The organism is Streptomyces sp. NPDC086549 (assembly GCF_044746205.1).
Lineage (GTDB): Bacteria > Actinomycetota > Actinomycetes > Streptomycetales > Streptomycetaceae > Streptomyces.
This window is the reverse complement of sequence record NZ_JBIVBS010000010.1, coordinates 169,246-185,991: the sequence shown is the minus strand read 5'-3', so window position 1 is coordinate 185,991 and position 16,746 is coordinate 169,246. Positions and strand designations below refer to the sequence as shown.

Sequence of the window (16,746 nt, the reverse complement as noted above, 5' to 3'; positions counted from 1 at the left end):
GTCAATTTCTTGCATGTCAAGGCGGGTGATACCCGCCCTCCCCCGGCCCTCACTCGGCCGCGTCGTCCTCGGGGTGCCGCTCCCACTCCGCGATCCCGGGCGGCTGCGCGTATCCGGGCACGCAGATCCAGGCGCGCAGCGTCTCCCCCTTCGTGCTGATCTCCACCGGACGGAACGGGCCTGTCTCCTCCCAAAGCGTGAGGCCGCCGTAGCTGACCATGTCATCGGAGATCACCACAGCGAGCGGTGAGCGGACTCCCGAGCGCAGAGCGGAGCGGAGAGCCGGGGCATCCGCCAGCCGGGTCGCCGTCACCACGGCCCGCCCGACCGGTCCGTGCTGATCCATAACGACGTCGCCGCAGTGCAGGGCGATTCGCAGACGCGGTGGCCGGTCCCAGAAGGGGTCGTCGAGTTCCCTGCGCAGACGACGCAGCAGGTCCACAGCACGGGGAACGAACATCCCCGGAAGGAAGACGATCGTGCCGTCACCGCTGTCCCAGTTCTGCCACTGCGGAGCCACGTCGCGAAGCACGCGGGCGAGGATGTCGTGCAGACGGCGGTGTGCCTGTCCCAGTTCGAACGAGGACGTGTCGTCGTCGGGCAGTCGCTCGATGTCCGCGACCAGGATGACGCCCCAGCGCGGTTCTGCGGGGCCGGCGCCTCCGCCGAGTCGGCTTCCCGCCGCCTGCATCCCCTCCAACTGGGCCGTCACGTCTGCGCTCAGGTCGGTGCGCAGCCTCAACGGGCGCTGAACGTACCAGGCAGACTCGTCGGCACCGTGCGTGCGAAGCCACTCCAGAGCCCGGTCCGCGGCCTCACGCGCCTCCTCCGCGGTCAGATCGTCGCGATACAGCACGGCGTTCAGAACGAATTGGGCATCGAGGCTGCCGCCGTGCGTTCGCAGCCAGTCGAGAGCCGCCTCCCTGGCCGGCCCTGCCTCTTCGGAAGTGAGGTCGGAGCGCTGGAGCAGGGGGCGGAGCACGAACTTGGCAGGTTCGGAGTTGCCGACGTCACGGATCCAGCCCATGGCGGCCTCCACCAACCCGGTGCGGGGCTCGGGAGCGAGGTCGTCCCTGCGCAGCGCGGCACTCAGCACGAACTGGCTGGTGGCGGCGTTGCCGTGGAGACTGAGCCACTTCAGCGCCGCCTGAGCGGCGAGATGCGCCTGCCGATTCGTCAGATCTCCGCGCAGGAGTACGGGGCGCAGAACGTACTGAGCCCACTGCGTGTCTCCCAGGACACGCAGCCAGTCCAGGGCGAGCACCACTGCCTGGTTCGCATCGAGCTCACCGAGGTCGGTCCTCGCCAGCAGACGCCCGAGCACGAACTGCGCGGCCGGGGTGTCTCCGTGCACCGCCAGCCAGTCCAGCGCGCTCCGTACCGCCTCGGACACCTCTTCGGCCGACAGATCGTCACGCATGAGCAGCCCGTTGAGAACGAACTGCGCGTTCTCGGTGCGGCCGCCGGCCCGTAGCCAGTCCAGGGCCTGCTCAACGGCGGCACGAGCCTCGGCCTGGGGAAGGTCGGTGCGCTGGAGGAGGCTTCGCAGGGCACGCGCGCCGCTCTCGGTCAGGTCGGCGTCGGCTCCCACACTGTCACCGGCTCGTCGGGCGAGCCCGCGGAAGCGCGCGGCGCGGCGGTGGTCTCCCTGCGCTTCCGCGGTCCGGGCGACGGCCTCCAGGTCCGGGCCCGACGCGTGCGCCGCCAGCGCCTCCCAGAGGTCGTCGGGAGGTGCGTGACGAGCACGGGTCGCGCGTCCGAATCGCTCGATGTGGTCGGAGAGCCGGTAACACGGCGATGCGGAAGCCCCCTCACCCGGCCGCGTGTGGTCGCGGGACAGCAGTCCGGCCACGCCGAGCGGGCTGCGCGTGAAGGGCGTGAGGTATTCGACGGCGGAGTGGATCCAGCCGTCGTCGAGGCCGTCCCGTTGCTCGTCCGTGAGATAACCGGGAACCGCCGCTTCCAGAAGCGCCAGCGGCAGCCTCGGTCCGTGCCCGCAGCGGAGGGCGTCGACCGCGGCCAACACGAGAGCGTGGGCTGCGGGCGGCGCGGAAGCCAACCGCTCGATCTGGGCGTCACCGCTCGCGAGATAGGGGATCACCTTGCCGTCCTGAGCCCGTGTCACCGCGTCGTCCAGGCGAGGGTCGATCCCGGTACTGGCGCTGAAGCGGGCCCGCTCGGCGGGGCTGAGCTGGGAGTGGACAGAGATGTGCGTGCAGTGGGCGAGCAGCTCCCGGGCGTGCCGATGGGGATCCGCCGCGACGGCTGGGGGCACCAAAGGCACCGACCCGACAACGTTCCAGTACTCGTCGCGCAATGATCCCAGGATCAATACCGGGCCGCCCCGCGGACGACGCAGAAGCTCCAGCAGCGCCTCCGCGACACGTTCGCCCCGGCCGCCCGTCACGTCCAGGAGGTGACGCTGGGCGTCGTCCAGCCAGATCACGGTGCGCGGCCCGATCGAGGTCGGGGCGCTCAGCACCTCCTCCAGGTCGGCACTCGAGCGGGGCTGCCACACCCGCCAGGTGGGCGGGAGGATGTGCAGTGCTTCCCAGCACAACCGGCTCTTGCCCGAGCCCGCGGCGCCGACCACCATGACCAGTCGGCTGCCTCGTTCGGCGCAGTCCTGCAGAACGGCGTGCAGCAGCTGATCGATTTCACGTGCAATGTAGGGCGGCCAGGCCGGCGTCGAAGCTTCCTCGTCCCCGAAACCGGACGGCATCACCACTGGGTGGACGCCCAGCACGGTGGGGTCGGCCAGTTCGCCGACCGGAACTCCGAGCGGCGTCGGCAGGGAGGACGTCGCGGGCGGGCCGGAGGCTTCGCGGCGCGCCTCCTCCCGCGCGCGGTCCAGCAACCTGGCCAACGCCGCGGGTGACAGAGCTCCGCCGCCCTCCTGACCCGAACGCTGTGTCAGGAAGCCCGTCAGCCAGGTGAAGTCGCGCTCGCCGGCCGGAACGGCCCGCCCGGCGAACCAGCGAGCCAGTGAGCCGCCGCTGAGCTGCACCGGAGGTGACTCCCGCGCCGCCTCCCGGACGATCTCTGCGTACGACGGGGATCCGGCGCGTGCCAGCAGGACCCGCAGGGCAGTGGCCAATGCCGCTCGGGCGGCGTTCGAACCGCTGCCGTGACGAGTCTGGAGGCGCAGGACGACCGCCGCCCGATCCCCTCGCCCGGGCTCCGGCTCGATCATCGCCACGCAGTCGCTCAGATGGTGCAGCCCCTCGGGTTTGTCGGACGTGTCGAGAATCATGAAGAAGTCGACCGGAGAGGAAGGCCGCGTGCCATCGGCGAACTCGCGATGGACGTCTGCCGTCACGCCCGCCCAGGAGAACGCGGCGCTCGTCCTGACCTTGACGTGCACGGGCCCGCCGGCGGCATGCCACACCAGGTCGTGTCCGGGCTTGTGCCCAGGCAGCGCGAGCCTCTGCAGCACGACGTCCGCCGAACCGGGATACAGGCGGAGGTCGCCGACCACGTCACGGAGCCTGATCTCTCCCCCGTCCGCACGCAGTTCGTCGAAATAGGTGCTCTCTCGCGGCCAGTCGCCCAGCGGAACCGGAAGTCTGGAATGCACGTAGTCGATCAAGTGTCGTAGCAGGGACTCGGCGTCGGGGCGGGCATGGCCTTCGACGGTCTGATCGAAGTACGTCCGCATACGCTGCCGCACCCGCGAGTAGACGGCGTACACCTCACTGTCCGGACCGGCGACCGGCTCCTCGGTCCCCATGTCGCCCGGGACCCGCACCGGCTCAAGGATGCGGCGCACCGCCGTCACGGCCTTCGCGAAGGGGCGTACCTCCGCGGGGAGTTCGCCGGCCACCGCCGGATCGTGCAGCACGGTGGCGATGCCGTGGGGAGCGTACGGATGGGCGGCGACGTGGCGGCTGAAGGCGCGCTCGACCTGCCATGCGTCATGCGTCGTCAGGAAGGTGCGCAGATACTCCTGGGCGGCGGCGTGGAACACGAGCACCGGATCGCCGTCGGGCTCGCGCCGCACCATGAACAGTCCGCTGGTGAGCATTTCGGCGAGATCCGCGTACCGGGCCTCGGGGACCGCCTGGTCGCGCAGCACATGCAGCAGGGGAAGGGGCAGTTCGGGCAGGCTGGAGCCGAGCACGGCGAGACGGACCGCGGGTGCCGGCGCGGTGTGCACGAAGGCCTCGGCGAGCCGCTCGGGGTCGGCCTGCCGTGCGGGGGCCGTGCCGGTGCGCGTCTGGGGAAGACGGCCGGTGGCGGGGATGAGCACGGCGTCGCAGCCCCGTGGGTCGGCTCGCATGAGGGTGCTCGCCCAGGCTCCGAGCGAGTGCGGAGTGCACGACACGACGGGGAGGGCGGACCAGGTGCCGAGGGCGTCTTCACCGGCCACGCCCGGCCGCAGCCGGGGCGGCAGCCGGAAGCGGAGCCCGCCGTTGTGGTCGCCGCACTGAGCGCCGCTGACCCGTACGGCGGGGAGGTTCAGTGCGGAGCGGCGCCACAGCCGCGGGGGCAGCGGGTCGAGCAGCGCCACCGGGATCTGACCGCCCCAGTCGCGAAGGAGCAGCCAGGGGGCAGGGGTGTGCCAGCCGCGGGCGGCGCAGTCGGAGACCAGCAGGACGAGCCGTCTGCCCTGGGGGCCACTGCCGTGGTGGGGCACTCGGTCGCCGGGTACCGCGCTGCCGTGGTGGTCCTGGACCAGTGGCTCGCCGTTGTGCCAGTCCAGGCGCCAGGTGTGGACGGCGCGGAAACCTCCGAGGTTGCGCAGCAGCCCGGTCACCGCACGTGTGGTCTCCTCCCACACGGTCATGGACAGCGAGGAGTCCACCAGAACGACCGCTTCGAACCAGGGTTCCGGGGCGGGCCGGAACATCGGCACGAGAGGGCCCCCGCGGGCGTAGTGCTCCACGGTGGCGTCGATGTCCAGCCGCGTGCGCCCGCCGTGGCGCCAGGGCAGACGGAACGGCTGGACGGCGCGGCCGACGGCCAGGGCGTCCGGAAGCGGACTGCCGCGTCCCAGTGTCAGGGGAACGCCGCGGACCCTGGACACCGCCCCCGGCCTGCGGACGGACAGCTCCCGGCCCTCCGCGCCGTGGAGGACGCGGCGGGCCCCCTGCGGCGCATGCCCGGCGGGCTGTGCCGCCGGACCGGCCTCCGGGACGGGAGCCGCCTCGTCCGTGGGCACGGCGTGCGTCGACGGCGCACCGTGGCCCTCGGAGCCGGACGCGGCCAGCCACAGGGCGTCGACCAGGGTGCGGGCGTCCGCACCGGGAGGCAGCGCCCCGCCGAGAACCCGCAGGAGGCGTGTCAGGGCGTCAGACACGGGACAGCTCACGCACCAGCAGCGCGTGGAGTTCCTCGTACTGCTCGTGCTCCGGTGCCTGGTCGCCGGTGAGCAGTGCCACGGCGTTCAGCAGCTGGTCGACGGCGAGGTGCTCGCCCGCCGCGATGCGCTCGGCGAACTGGGTGACAAGGTCCTCGCCGGTTGGCGGCACTTCGTCGAAGTGGGCCAGGACGATGTCGCGCAGCAGCTCCGCGGTCAGCGGGGGCATGGTGTACCGGATGCAGCGCCGCAGGAAGGCCGGTGCGAAGTCCCGTTCTCCGTTGCTGGTCAGGAGGATGAAGGGAAATTGGGTGCAGTGCACCCGTCCGCGTTCGACGAGATGCTCGTCATGGCTGTCCCACTGGCGGACGCCGACGCGGGGCCGCCGGTACCGCACGAGTTCGGGAATCTCGAACTCGCCGCGCTCCAGAACCTCCAACAGGTCGCCGGGCAGGTCCAGGTCGCTCTTGTCGATCTCGTCGACGAGCAGGGCACGGGGCCGGTCGGCGGGGAGCAAGGCGGTGCCCAGGGGCCCGAGTTGCAGGAAGGGAGCGATGTCGTCGCGGCTGCGGCCACGGCCCGCCCGGCCCGCCGCTCCGTGCGTCATCGCCGAACGCAGGCTCTGCGCGTGGATCCGGCCCAGGGCGTCGTAGCGGTAGAGGGCCTCGGCCAGTGAGCTGCGGGAGGTGATGTGCCAGCGCAGCACTTGCCCCAGGCCCAGTTCGTGGGCCACCTGCTCGATGACCGTGGACTTGCCCGATCCCGCGGGACCGGTGACGAGCAGCGGGCGGCGCAGGTGCAGGGACGCGTTGACGGCGTCGATGAGACCGGGTGGTGGCTGGTACTGCCGGTGTTGCGGCTCGCGGGGGAACGTCCGCCACGGGGGCGGAGGATCCAGCGGGGTGTCCCGCTGCTCGCCGTCACCACGGTAGTAGGGCTTCCAGGTCACAACTCCTCCTCAAGGCCGACCACGACGCGATTCTCGAACGGTCGGCAGAACTCCAGCCACGGCTCGTCGTGCCAGACCGCGCGCACGTCACCGAGGCACGTCCCGCATCCTTCGTGCTCCGGGTACCACCGCTGCTTGTAGGCGGGGGTGAAGCCGGCGGGGAGACTGTGCCAGTGCTGCTGCACCAACGTGCGCAGCGCGCCGTCGCCCGGTCGTGCTTCCGGGCGCGGCCACAGGATGATCGGCGCGTAGGGCAACAGGTCTTCGAGGACGTCCTGCAACGTCTCGGGATGGTGGTCGATCCCGACCGCCGTGTCGTAGCGGCCGGTCATGAGACTCTGCTCAAGTCCGTGCCGGTCGCCCAGGACGGTCGCGTCGATCCACTCCACCGGGACGACTCCGCGGGCTTCCATCACGCGCAGGGCCTTGCGGGCCGCGTCGTTCATCTCCGCGTTCTCCTCGGCCGGGTCCATCCGGCCGCTCCAGCGGACGACCACGGTGTTGTGGGCGCCGAGGAGGTGGCGGCCGACCTTCGCCTCCTCGGGCCGCCACCGTGCCAGCAGGTGGGCGGGGGCGGCCACGTCCACGTTGACCAGCTCCTCCGGGTCGGGGAGCCGCCCGCGTGCCCACGTCAGGGCCGTTCCCATCGCCGCGGCCACGCCCAGGCGGTCGGCCGATCCGCATCGGAACCGTTGGTGCACCGGGAGCTTCTCGCCGCTGCCGACCAGCCAGGCGTCGATCTCCTCCGGCCAGTCGGTGAGGGCGCCTGCCAGGCTGAGGACGAGGCGCAGGCTTCCCTGCCGGCTCCGCCTGGAGAACTCGGTCAGGGCGTCGTTGAACGTGGTGACCACGCCGCGTTCCTGCGCCCATGCCCGTAACCGCTGGGTCACGCCTTCCGCTTCGGACAGGTGGGCCAGGGCGGCCAGGAGACGCGCGGGTGCCTTCCACTGGGGCGCGTTCAGGCTCCTGGCCCGCAGCGCCGCGAACTCGACCAGGTCGCGCAGGAGTTCCGGTCCCTCCGCCTCGTGCGGGAGGCCGGACAGCCGCCGCGCCTCCCGCAGCAGGTCGCTGGTGACGACTTCGGCCAGCACCGTGTTGAGGATGGTGACCGTCCGGGCGCACTCCACGAGCGTGCCCACCACGTCGATCACGCGCTCGTGCCACCCGGAATCGGTCGTGTCCTCGATGCGGCCCTGTTGCGCGAACACATGCAGTTCGTCGAGTTCGTCACGCGTCAGGCGTACGGGCAGGCGCATGTTCGCACGCCACATCGACACGGCTTCTTCAAGGTCCTGTCGCCCCACGGGCCCCACCACACCTCCGACGCCGGGTGCGGAAAGCACGTTGCGGGCCAACCACAGGCCGTCCAGGGCGAAGGGGTCGTTGTCGTACTCGAATCTCCCGACGACCTGTCCGACGATACGGCCGCGCAGTTCCTCGGTCAGCCTCGTGTCGGCGTACACCGCGGTGCCCGCGCCGTTCAGCCCTTCACGCAGGACGTCGATCAGGGCGAAGGTCAGACGCATGCCGCGGGCCGCCTGGTCGGACGCGGACGCGGTGAGGACGGACAGCCTGGTGCGGCCGGCCCGCACCCCGCCGGCCAGGACGCCGGCATCCGGTGCGGCGCCGGCCGCGTGGCAGGTGTCGATCAGGGCGATCACCCCTTCGACACCCGGCTCGTCGACGGCATCGGCGAGCAACTGGCGGACGTTCAACGCCGACTTGATGCTCGTGGTCGTGGACCCGGCGACCATGAAGTACAGGTCGGTCTGCTGCGGTGGCGTGAAGCCGTGGCCGAGCAGGGCCACCACCAGTACGGCGCCGTCGGCCTTCGCCCGGTGGACCGCCTCGTGCACGGCCTTGCGTACGTCGTCGGGTTCCAGTGTTGCGCTCACCAGGAGGGACCCGTTGTCGCCGAGGCGGGCGGCGCACCCGCCGCGCACGGGATCGGTGAGCACCGCGTGCAGGCGCTCGGCCGCCTCTTCCAGGCGTGCCAGGGTTCCCATGGCCGTGCACTGCGCGCCCACCACCAGCAGGTGCCGCCGGGGCTGGTCGGTCACTTCCGCAGCGCCTCGACAACGGGGCCGGCGACGGCTGCCTGGCGCAGGTACTTCGTGCCGGTGTGGACCCACGGGCCGTCCGAGTCCACCCGGTCGGTGACCGGGAGGACGCCCAGGGTGTTGGGCAGCATCCAGTTCTTGATACGCGGACGCCCCACCACGACGTCGTCGCGGTCCCAGAAATTCAGCCACCGCTCCACGCGCTCCGGGGTGCGGGGCGGCTGGGGAACCACCCGTGGCAGCACCACCGCTGCGGTGGCCAGTGGAGAACCCAGTGTCACCAGTAGCTTGACCTGCCCTGGATAGTCGCGCAGCGCCTCGAACGCGACCACGCTCCCCAGGGAATGGCTCACCACGACGAGCGGACGCTCCGGGTCCGTGCCCCGCAGAACCCGCTCGCGGATGCGGGCGCCCAGGGGCCGCTCGCTCCCGTCGGCCGCACGGCGGTCCAGGTAGCGGCCGACCTGGCTCAGGTGCCACAGCAACGGCAGGCCGCTCGCCCACTGGGCGCCCTGGCGCAGTCCCGGCAGTTGCAGCAGGGTCGTCAGCGCCCTCCCCAGGGCGCGAAACGGTGCCAGAGCGCCCTGTGCCTGGTCGTCGAAGCGCGGCAGTTGTGCCCTGGCGTCCTCGATCACCGCGGACGCGCGCCGGTCACCCTGCTGCGCCGCCTGCTCACCCAGTTCGTCGAGCAGCGTCTCGACGAACTCCTCCAGGAACGGTGCCTGCTCGTCGTCGAGTTCCGCGAGTTCCGCCGTGTCCGAGCCCTGGGCCTCGGCATCGGTGAACAGGTCGCTGTAGTTCGCGAAGCGTGTCTGGGCCAGCCAGCCCTGCGTCAGCCCGGAGACGGCGTCGGAGTGCCCGGCCTTGCGGGCTCCTTCGGCCAGGGCATCGAGCCACTCACGGCGCTCACCGGCCGTGTCCCGGAGTCCCCCGATTCCGTGTACGAACACAAGCTGTGGAGTAACCGAACCGCTCACCCACGCCCCCCGAAGTACCGCTGGTGCGACACACGGCTCCGCTGGATCGACCGGTTGCCGCGCCGGACACCGCCTGGGCGATGCCCACGGTGAACCTTAGCCACATCGCACAGGGCGGGGCGGGAAACGGCGAATGTGGCACCGTCAGGGGGACGTCACCGCTCGGCCGAGGAGCGGTGCGCCGGTGACTCCGGCGCACCGCATGGCTGTTGGGCTCAGGTACCGGCGGGCTCCGCGTCCGGCGCCGGTGCCGTGGCGTACTCCTCGGCGATCTCCTTCTCCCCGAACGGCCACACCCTCTCCAGCCGCGCCCAGATCAGGAAGGCGACGCAGCCGAGGGCGAGCCAGGCCAGGGACCACTCGATGGGGTGACGGCCCGGGGAGTTCCTGTCGGCGTAGCCGTAGATCACGCACCAGCCGGCGAAGGCGACGATGCTCGGCAGCGGATAGAGCCACATGCGGTAGGGGCGGCGCAGCGTCGGCCGGCGTCTGCGCAGCACGGACAGGGCCACGATCTGGGCCAGCGCCTGGACGATCACCATCACGGTGGTGAGGAGCTGGATCAGGGTCGCCAGATCGGTGTGGCGGCCGATCAGGAAGCCGATCGCGGTGATCACGCCCATCGTCGCCAGGCCGAGCATCGGGAAGCGGTGCTCGGGGTGCAGCTTCCCGTACGGCCGGAAGAAGACACGGTCGCGTGCGGCGTCGTAGGGCACCCGCGAGCCGCCGAGCAGGCCGGTGAACACCGAGGCGAACGCCGTGATCAGGATCAGGACGGTCACGGTGTCCGCGGCGCCCTTGCCCCAGGTCTTTTCGAGGACCGCCGAGGCGACGGAGGTCGAGGCGATGTCGTCCGGGTTCGTCATCCGGTTCCAGTCGATGACGCCCAGCGTGCCGATCTGGAGGAGCAGGTAGATCGCCATGATGCCGAGGATCGAGAAGATGATGGACCGCGGCAGCGTCCGGCCCGGGTCCTTGATCTCGGCGCCCATGTAGGCGGTCGTGTTGTAGCCGAGGTAGTCGTAGATGCCGATGGTCAGGCCCGCGGCGAAGCCGGGCCAGAAGTGGTTCGAGGTGAGGTCGAAGGCGTGGGCCGGATAGGTGAAGGCCAGGTGCGGGCTGAAGTCGGTGGCCGCGGCGACGATCACCAGGAGCACCGAGGCGATCATCACGGCCCACATCACGGCGGTGATGCGGGCGATGTGCTCGATGCCGCGCCATAGCAGGATCACGACCAGGGCGATGATGCCGAGGCCGATCAGATCGCCCGAGGTCCTGCCGAGGTCGGGGGCGAGGTAGCCCAGGTACTGGACGAAGCCGACCACGCCGGTGGACATGATCAGCGGGATGAAGAGCATCGCCGTCCAGACGAACAGGAACGGCATCAGCCGGCCCGTGCGGTACTGGAAGGCCTGGCGCAGATAGACGTAGCTGCCGCCGGAGCCGGGCATCGCCGCGCCCAGCTCGGCCCAGACGAGCCCGTCGCAGAGCGCGAGCACCGCGCCCGCCAGGAACCCGATGACCGCCTGGGGGCCGCCGAACGCGGCGACCATCAGCGGGATGGTCACGAACGGACCGATCCCGCACATCTGGCTCATGTTGATGGCGGTGGCCTGGAAGAGACCGACGCGACGGACGAATCCACTCGTGGGTGGCGGGCTACCGGACATGGGGACTCCTGACGCGATGGACGGAGAGGCTCGCCCGGCGGGCCTGCACGGCCGATCCGGCTAAGCTGATGGCCGATAAAGTTAAGGAGACTTACTAGATGCGTCAAGTATGCGTGAGGAATGCGTGAGAATGGTGCGATGGCCGCCGGCGACGTCGTAGAGCAGCACGAACAGCCCTGGAGCCGTCGACGGCTGCGCAGCGCGAACGAGCGGCTGCTCCTCGACCGGCTGCGCGCCCTCGGCGCGGCGTCGCGTGCCCAGCTGGCCCGCGAGACCGGTCTGTCGAAGCCGACGGTGTCCAGCGCACTGGCCTCGCTGGAGGCGGCCGGGCTCGTCCACGAGGTCGGCACGCACGCCCCCGAGCGCGGCCGGATCGCGGTCCTGTACGCCCCCGACCCGGCCGCCGGTTACGCGCTCGGCGTGGACATAGGCCGCGGCTGGCTGCGGGTCGCGGTGGCCGACCTGGACGGCACGGTGGTCGCCCGGTCCGACGTACGCAACCGCGCCCGCGGCTCCGGCGCCCTGGCCGACCTGGTCGTCGACACCACCCGCCAGGCCGTGGCCAACTCCGGAACGGACCCGGCCGAGGTGGTGCACGGGGTGGTGGGCACGCCCGGCGTGTACGACGAGAAGCAGCGGCGGGTGCGGTACGCGATGCATCTGCCGGGGTGGGGCCGCGCCGGACTGCTCGACCGGCTGCGCGAGGAGCTGGGCGTACCGCTGGAGGTGCACAACGACGCCAACCTCGCCGCGCTGGGCGAGTACACGTACGGGGTCGGCGCGGGCAGCCGGCTGTTCGCGTACATCCTGATCGGCACCGGCCTGGGCATGGGGGTCGTCAGCGAGGGGCGGCTGTTCACGGGGGCGCACGGGCTGGCCGGGGAGATCGGGTTCCTGCCCTGGCCGGGACAGCAGAAGCCGGAGCGGCTGGAGGACGCGGTGTCGGGGCCGGCCGTCGTCGAGGCGGCGCGCCGGTTCGGGATGAGCGGGCAGCTCACCGCCAAGGCCGTGTTCGACGCGGCCCGGCAGGGAAACACGGCGGCGGTCAAGGCGGTTCACCTGGAGGGCGAGCGGATCGCGCACACCGTGGCGGCCGCGACGGCCGTGCTGGATCCGGATCTCGTGGTGCTGGGGGGCGGGGTGGGTCACAGCGTGGACCTGCTGCTGCAGCCGGTCCGGGAGCATCTGCGGACGCTCACCCCGCTCCGCCCGAAGATCGCGCCGAGCCGACTGGGTGAGGACGCGGTGCTCCTCGGCGCGGTGGCGACGGCTCTGGGCACGGCCCGGGAGAAGGTGTTCGAGCGCAGGTCGGCCGGGTGACGACCGGCTCCCGCACACGTCTCAGTGCAATTCCCGCAGGGGCCACGGTGATTGACATGGTCGTCTCGGCGCCCTAGCTTGAGGCGGGTTAGTAAAGTTTCCTAACTTTACAAACCAGGAGCTCTGCGTGTTCCCTCACTCCGCCCCCCGACGACGACTCGCCACGGCCACCGTGGCCCTGGCACTGCTCGGCTCGCTGTCCACCAGTGCCTGGGCCGGGCCCCGGCATCCGGTCCGGGCGTACGGGCACACCCCGGTCACCCGCGTGCCGTCCGCCGCCGGGACCGGCACACCGCTCTCCGGCTTCGCGATCCAGTCGACGGCGAAGGTGGACGACTCCGCGTCGGCCGTCTCCTCCCCCGGCTATCCGGCGACCGGCTGGTACTCGGCGGGTCCCCGCTCCACCGTCCTCGCCGCGCTGCTCGCCCACCACGTCTACGCCGACCCGTTCTACTCCACCAACCAGCAGCAGATCCCGAAGGCCGACTTCCAGATCCCGTGGTGGTACCGCTCCGACTTCCAGGTCGCCGACACCTCCGAGCGCACCCACCTCGACTTCAGCGGGGTGATCTCGGCAGCCGACGTCTACGTCAACGGCCGCCAGGTCGCCAAGGCCGCGGACGTCACCGGCTCCTACACACGCCACGAACTCGACATCACCTCGCTGGTGCGGTCCGGTACCAACACGGTGGCCTTCCGGATCCGGCCGAACGTGCCCAACAAGAACCTGACCATGGGCTGGATCGACTGGCTGCAGCCCCCGCCCGACGAGAACATGGGCATCGTCCGTGACGTGGTGGTCCGCCGGGGCGGCCCGGTCGCGCTGCGGGACGCGCACGTGGTGACCAGGCTGGACGTACCGTCGCTGGCCTCGGCGGACCTGACGGTCAAGGCGCGGGCCCGCAACGACTCCGACGCGCCCGTCACGGCCGAGGTCTCCGGCAGCGTCGGCGGGACCTCGTTCTCCCGGTCGGTCCCGCTCGCCGCCCACGAGACGAAGACGGTCACCTTCACCTCCGCCGACGTCCCCGGCCTGCATCTCACCTCGCCGAAGGTGTGGTGGCCTGCGGGCATGGGCAAACAGCCCCGGTACGACCTGGACCTCACCGCGTCCGTCTCCGGTGCGCCGTCGGACACCGCGCACGAGACCTTCGGCATCCGCGACATCCAGGCGCCGCTGAACTCCGACGGCGCCCGGCAGTACCGGATCAACGGCCGCAGGCTGCTCATCAAGGGCGGTGGCTGGTCACCCGACGAGTTCCTGCGCTGGGACCGCACCTACGTCGCGGACCGGCTGAAGTACGCCCTGGACCTGGGCCTGAACACCATCCGCCTGGAAGGCCACATCGAGCCCGACGAGTTCTTCGACCTCGCCGACCGCTACGGCGTCCTCACCCTGCCGGGCTGGGAGTGCTGCGACAAGTGGGAGGGCCAGGTCAACGGGACCGGCGAGTCCGGCGACCCGTGGACGGCCGCCGACTACCCGGTCGCCAAGGCGTCGATGGCCGCCGAGGCCGCCCGGCTGCGCGACCACCCGAGCGTCATCTCCTTCCTGATCGGAAGCGACTTCGCACCCGACGCGAAGATCGAGAAGAACTATCTGGACGCCCTGAAGGCGGCCGACTGGCCGACCCCGGTGGTCGCCGCCGCCTCCGACAAGTCCTCGCCCCAGCTGGGCAGTTCCGGAATGAAGATGACCGGACCCTACGACTGGATCCCGCCGAACTACTGGTACGCCAAGCGCGAGGGCGGGGCCACCGGCTTCAACTCCGAGACGAGTGCGGGCCCCGACATCCCCACCCTCGACACCCTGCGCCGGATGATGACCCCCGCCGAGCTGGACACGCTCTGGAAGAACCCGGGCATCAGGCAGTACCACCGCTCCCCGTCCCCGGTCTTCGGCACCCTGAAGATCTACGACGCCGCTCTCGCCGGCCGGTACGGCTCCCCCACCGGCCTCACCGACTACGTGCGCAAGGCGCAGCTCGCGCAGTACGAGAACGTCCGTGCCCAGTACGAGGCGTACGGGCGCAACGCGAAGGACTCCTCGAAGCCCTCCACCGGGGTGATCTACTGGATGTTCAACAGCGGCTGGACGTCGCTGCACTGGCAGCTGATGGACCGTTACCTCGACCAGGGCGGCGCCTACTTCGGAGCGAAGAAGGCCAACGAACCGCTGCACATCCAGTACTCGTACGACAACCGCTCCGTCGTGGTGGTCGACAACCGGCACGCCTCCGCCGCCGGACTCACCGCCCGGGCCACCCTGTTCAACCCCGACGGAAAGCAGAAGTACGACAGGACCGTCACCGATGTGGCGGTGAAGGGCGACGGCGCACACACCACCGTCCTCACGCTGCCCGCGCCCGCGTCGGTGAGCGGACTCTCGACGACGTATCTGGTACGGCTCACCCTGACCGACTCCACCGGCAAGGAGGTGAGCCGGAACGTGTACTGGCTCTCCACCGAGGCGGACACGCTCGACTGGGCCAGGACCGACTGGTACTACACGCCGACGACGAGCTACGCCGACCTGAAGGGGCTGGGTTCGATGGCGCGGGTGCCGGTCTCGGCCACGGCGTCGACGGAGTCGGCGGACAGAACGTCGACCACGACGGTGACCGTGCGCAACACGGGGAGCGGGAAGACCCCGTCACTGCTGACGGACGTCCATCTCGTCGACGCGAAGGGGAAGCCGGTACTGCCGGTGCGGTGGTCGGACAACGAGGTCAGCCTGTGGCCCGGCGAATCGGTGACGCTGACCGCCACCTACCGGACGGCGGATCTGCACGGATCCGTGCCGCGGGTGCGGGTCTCCGGCTGGAACACGGCGGAGCGGACGGTCCCGGCGGAATGACCCAGTGGGGCCCGGCGGACTCGTACCGCCGGGCCCCGGGGCGTCAGCTGACGTTGAGAGCCGTGTCGTCGATGACGAAGGACGTCTGCAGGGTCGAGCCCTCGGTCCCGGTGAACTTGAGCGTGACGGTCTGGCCGGCGTAGCTCGCCAGACTGAAGCTGCGCTGGGTGTAGCCGCTGGCGGCGTTCAGGTTCGAATAGGTCGCCAGGGTGCTCAGGACGGTCCCGGAGCTGTTCAGGACCTGGACCTTGAGCGTGTCGTACGCCGTGCTCGTCGAGGTCTCCGCCGTGTCGATGTGCAGATAGAAGCTCAGGGCGGCGGTGGTGCAGCCGGACGGGATGGTCACCGACTGGGAGAGGGTGTCGGTAGTGGCGCTGCCGTAGCCGTCCAGCCAGGCGTAGTACGAACCCGTACGCGCCGACTCGCTGCTGGAGTTGGTGATGACACCGCTGCTGGCGCTCCACGTGGTGTTGCCCGACTCGAAGCCGTTGTTGCCCAGCAGCTGGGCGGCGGTGCAGGTGCCGGACCCGCCGCCGCCCCCGCCGCTGGTGCCGTCACCGGCGAGCCACGCGGTGGCGTTGAGGGCGAGGGCCGCGTTGGTGGCGCCGGAGTCGTTCCAGCCGTCGTACAGGGTGTTGCCGGACTGGCCCGTGCCGTCGTCGATGGGCGAGCTGTCGCCCCAGAAGGCGACGCGGCCGCTGCCGAAGGTGCTGGTGAGGAAGAAGGCGCCGGTGTTGCCGGAGTAGCCGGTGCGGTAGAGCAGGCCCTTGACGGCGGAGTTGTCGGACGGCTTGAGCGTGGCGGTGGTGCCGCTGGCGATCAGGCTCTTGGTGACGGTGCCGAAGGAGCCGTGCAGCACGGGGTCGCTGCTGTCGCTGATCGCCGACGGGTAGTCGGAGCTGATGCTCAGCGAGTCGATCGAGAAGCCGAACGGGTCGGTCGAGTCGACGCTGTTGTTCGTCATCAGGTCGTTGAGGATCTCGACCGCGTCCTCGCCGTCGTTGTTGCGGTCGGCGCCGGTGTGGTCGGAGATCATGAACAGACCGCCGCCGTTCTTCACGAAGTTCATGATCGCCGTCTTCTCGGCGGTCGTGAACAGCGTGTTCGGCTCGGGCAGGACCAGCGTGTCGAAGTTCGACAGGTCGGTCGTCGAGGAGCCGCCGTAGCTGAGGCTGGAGCCCGAGGGCAGCGTCTTGAGGCTGTAGCTGCCGGTCTTCTGGAGGGCGACGCCCCAGGAGGACAGGGCGCCGGTCCAGTCCGTCTCTGAGGACGGGGAGGAGTCCTCACTGAGCGGGTCGGGCTGGCTGGTGGAGATGATCCAGTCGGCGTTGCCGGCCGTCTCGGCGTGGGCGTTGTCGAACAGGATGCGGTGCGTGGTGGCCGCGTGGGCGGGAGTGGCACTGGTGCTGACCTGGAGTGCGGCTCCCGTGACGAGCAGCCCGAATCCGGCCAGGGCGGTGGTGAGTCTGCGGCGGGATCTTCTGGATCCAAGCATCCGGCGAACCTCCGTGAGCGGTGGGGTAGAGGCGGTGCGGGCGTCAAGTCTGCGCGCGTAGAACCGAGTTGAGGGTTCTACACGCGTCGATTGATTGAAAGGTACATGGCATGTCCGGG

The 16,746-nt window shown here is 70.7% G+C and carries 8 protein-coding genes; 2 read left to right on the top strand and 6 right to left on the bottom strand.

Annotated features, from left to right (window positions below):
* Positions 1-49: 49 nt before the first annotated feature.
* The 5 genes from ACIPSA_RS28990 to ACIPSA_RS28970 all read right to left on the bottom strand — a co-directional run bounded on the left by ACIPSA_RS28990 (position 50) and on the right by ACIPSA_RS28970 (position 10,955).
* The gene (locus ACIPSA_RS28990; protein ID WP_402639572.1) at positions 50-5,299 is read right to left on the bottom strand and encodes an SAV_2336 N-terminal domain-related protein; all 5,250 of its coding nucleotides are present in this window, start codon (positions 5,297-5,299) and stop codon (positions 50-52) included.
* A complete protein-coding gene (locus ACIPSA_RS28985; RefSeq protein WP_402639570.1) occupies positions 5,292-6,248 on the bottom strand; it encodes an AAA family ATPase in 957 nt (318 codons plus the stop codon). Before ACIPSA_RS28985 ends, ACIPSA_RS28990 begins: the two co-directional genes overlap by 8 nt.
* Positions 6,245-8,308 (bottom strand): hypothetical protein, encoded by a 2,064-nt coding sequence (locus ACIPSA_RS28980; protein WP_402639568.1) that lies wholly within the window; start codon positions 8,306-8,308, stop codon positions 6,245-6,247. The genes ACIPSA_RS28985 and ACIPSA_RS28980 overlap by 4 nt, the downstream gene beginning before the upstream one ends.
* The gene (locus ACIPSA_RS28975) at positions 8,305-9,258 is read right to left on the bottom strand and encodes an alpha/beta hydrolase (RefSeq protein ID WP_402639566.1); all 954 of its coding nucleotides are present in this window, start codon (positions 9,256-9,258) and stop codon (positions 8,305-8,307) included. Before ACIPSA_RS28975 ends, ACIPSA_RS28980 begins: the two co-directional genes overlap by 4 nt.
* Before the next feature lie 242 nt (positions 9,259-9,500).
* Positions 9,501-10,955, bottom strand: coding sequence for an APC family permease (locus ACIPSA_RS28970; protein WP_402639564.1), 1,455 nt, complete (start codon positions 10,953-10,955; stop codon positions 9,501-9,503).
* A gap of 138 nt (positions 10,956-11,093) precedes the next feature.
* On the opposite strand from ACIPSA_RS28970, the gene ACIPSA_RS28965 reads away from it, so the two are divergent.
* Together ACIPSA_RS28965 and ACIPSA_RS28960 are read left to right on the top strand one after the other, a co-directional pair.
* Positions 11,094-12,275, top strand: a complete 1,182-nt coding sequence (locus ACIPSA_RS28965; RefSeq protein WP_402639866.1) for an ROK family protein — start codon at positions 11,094-11,096, stop codon at positions 12,273-12,275.
* Between the two features lie 127 nt (positions 12,276-12,402).
* A complete protein-coding gene (locus tag ACIPSA_RS28960) occupies positions 12,403-15,132 on the top strand; it encodes a glycosyl hydrolase 2 galactose-binding domain-containing protein (RefSeq protein ID WP_402639562.1) in 2,730 nt (909 codons plus the stop codon).
* Between the two features lie 43 nt (positions 15,133-15,175).
* Here the strand turns inward: ACIPSA_RS28960 and ACIPSA_RS28955 are convergent, their stop codons facing one another.
* A complete protein-coding gene (locus tag ACIPSA_RS28955; RefSeq protein WP_402639560.1) occupies positions 15,176-16,627 on the bottom strand; it encodes a hydrolase in 1,452 nt (483 codons plus the stop codon).
* Between the last annotated feature and the right edge of the window lie 119 nt (positions 16,628-16,746).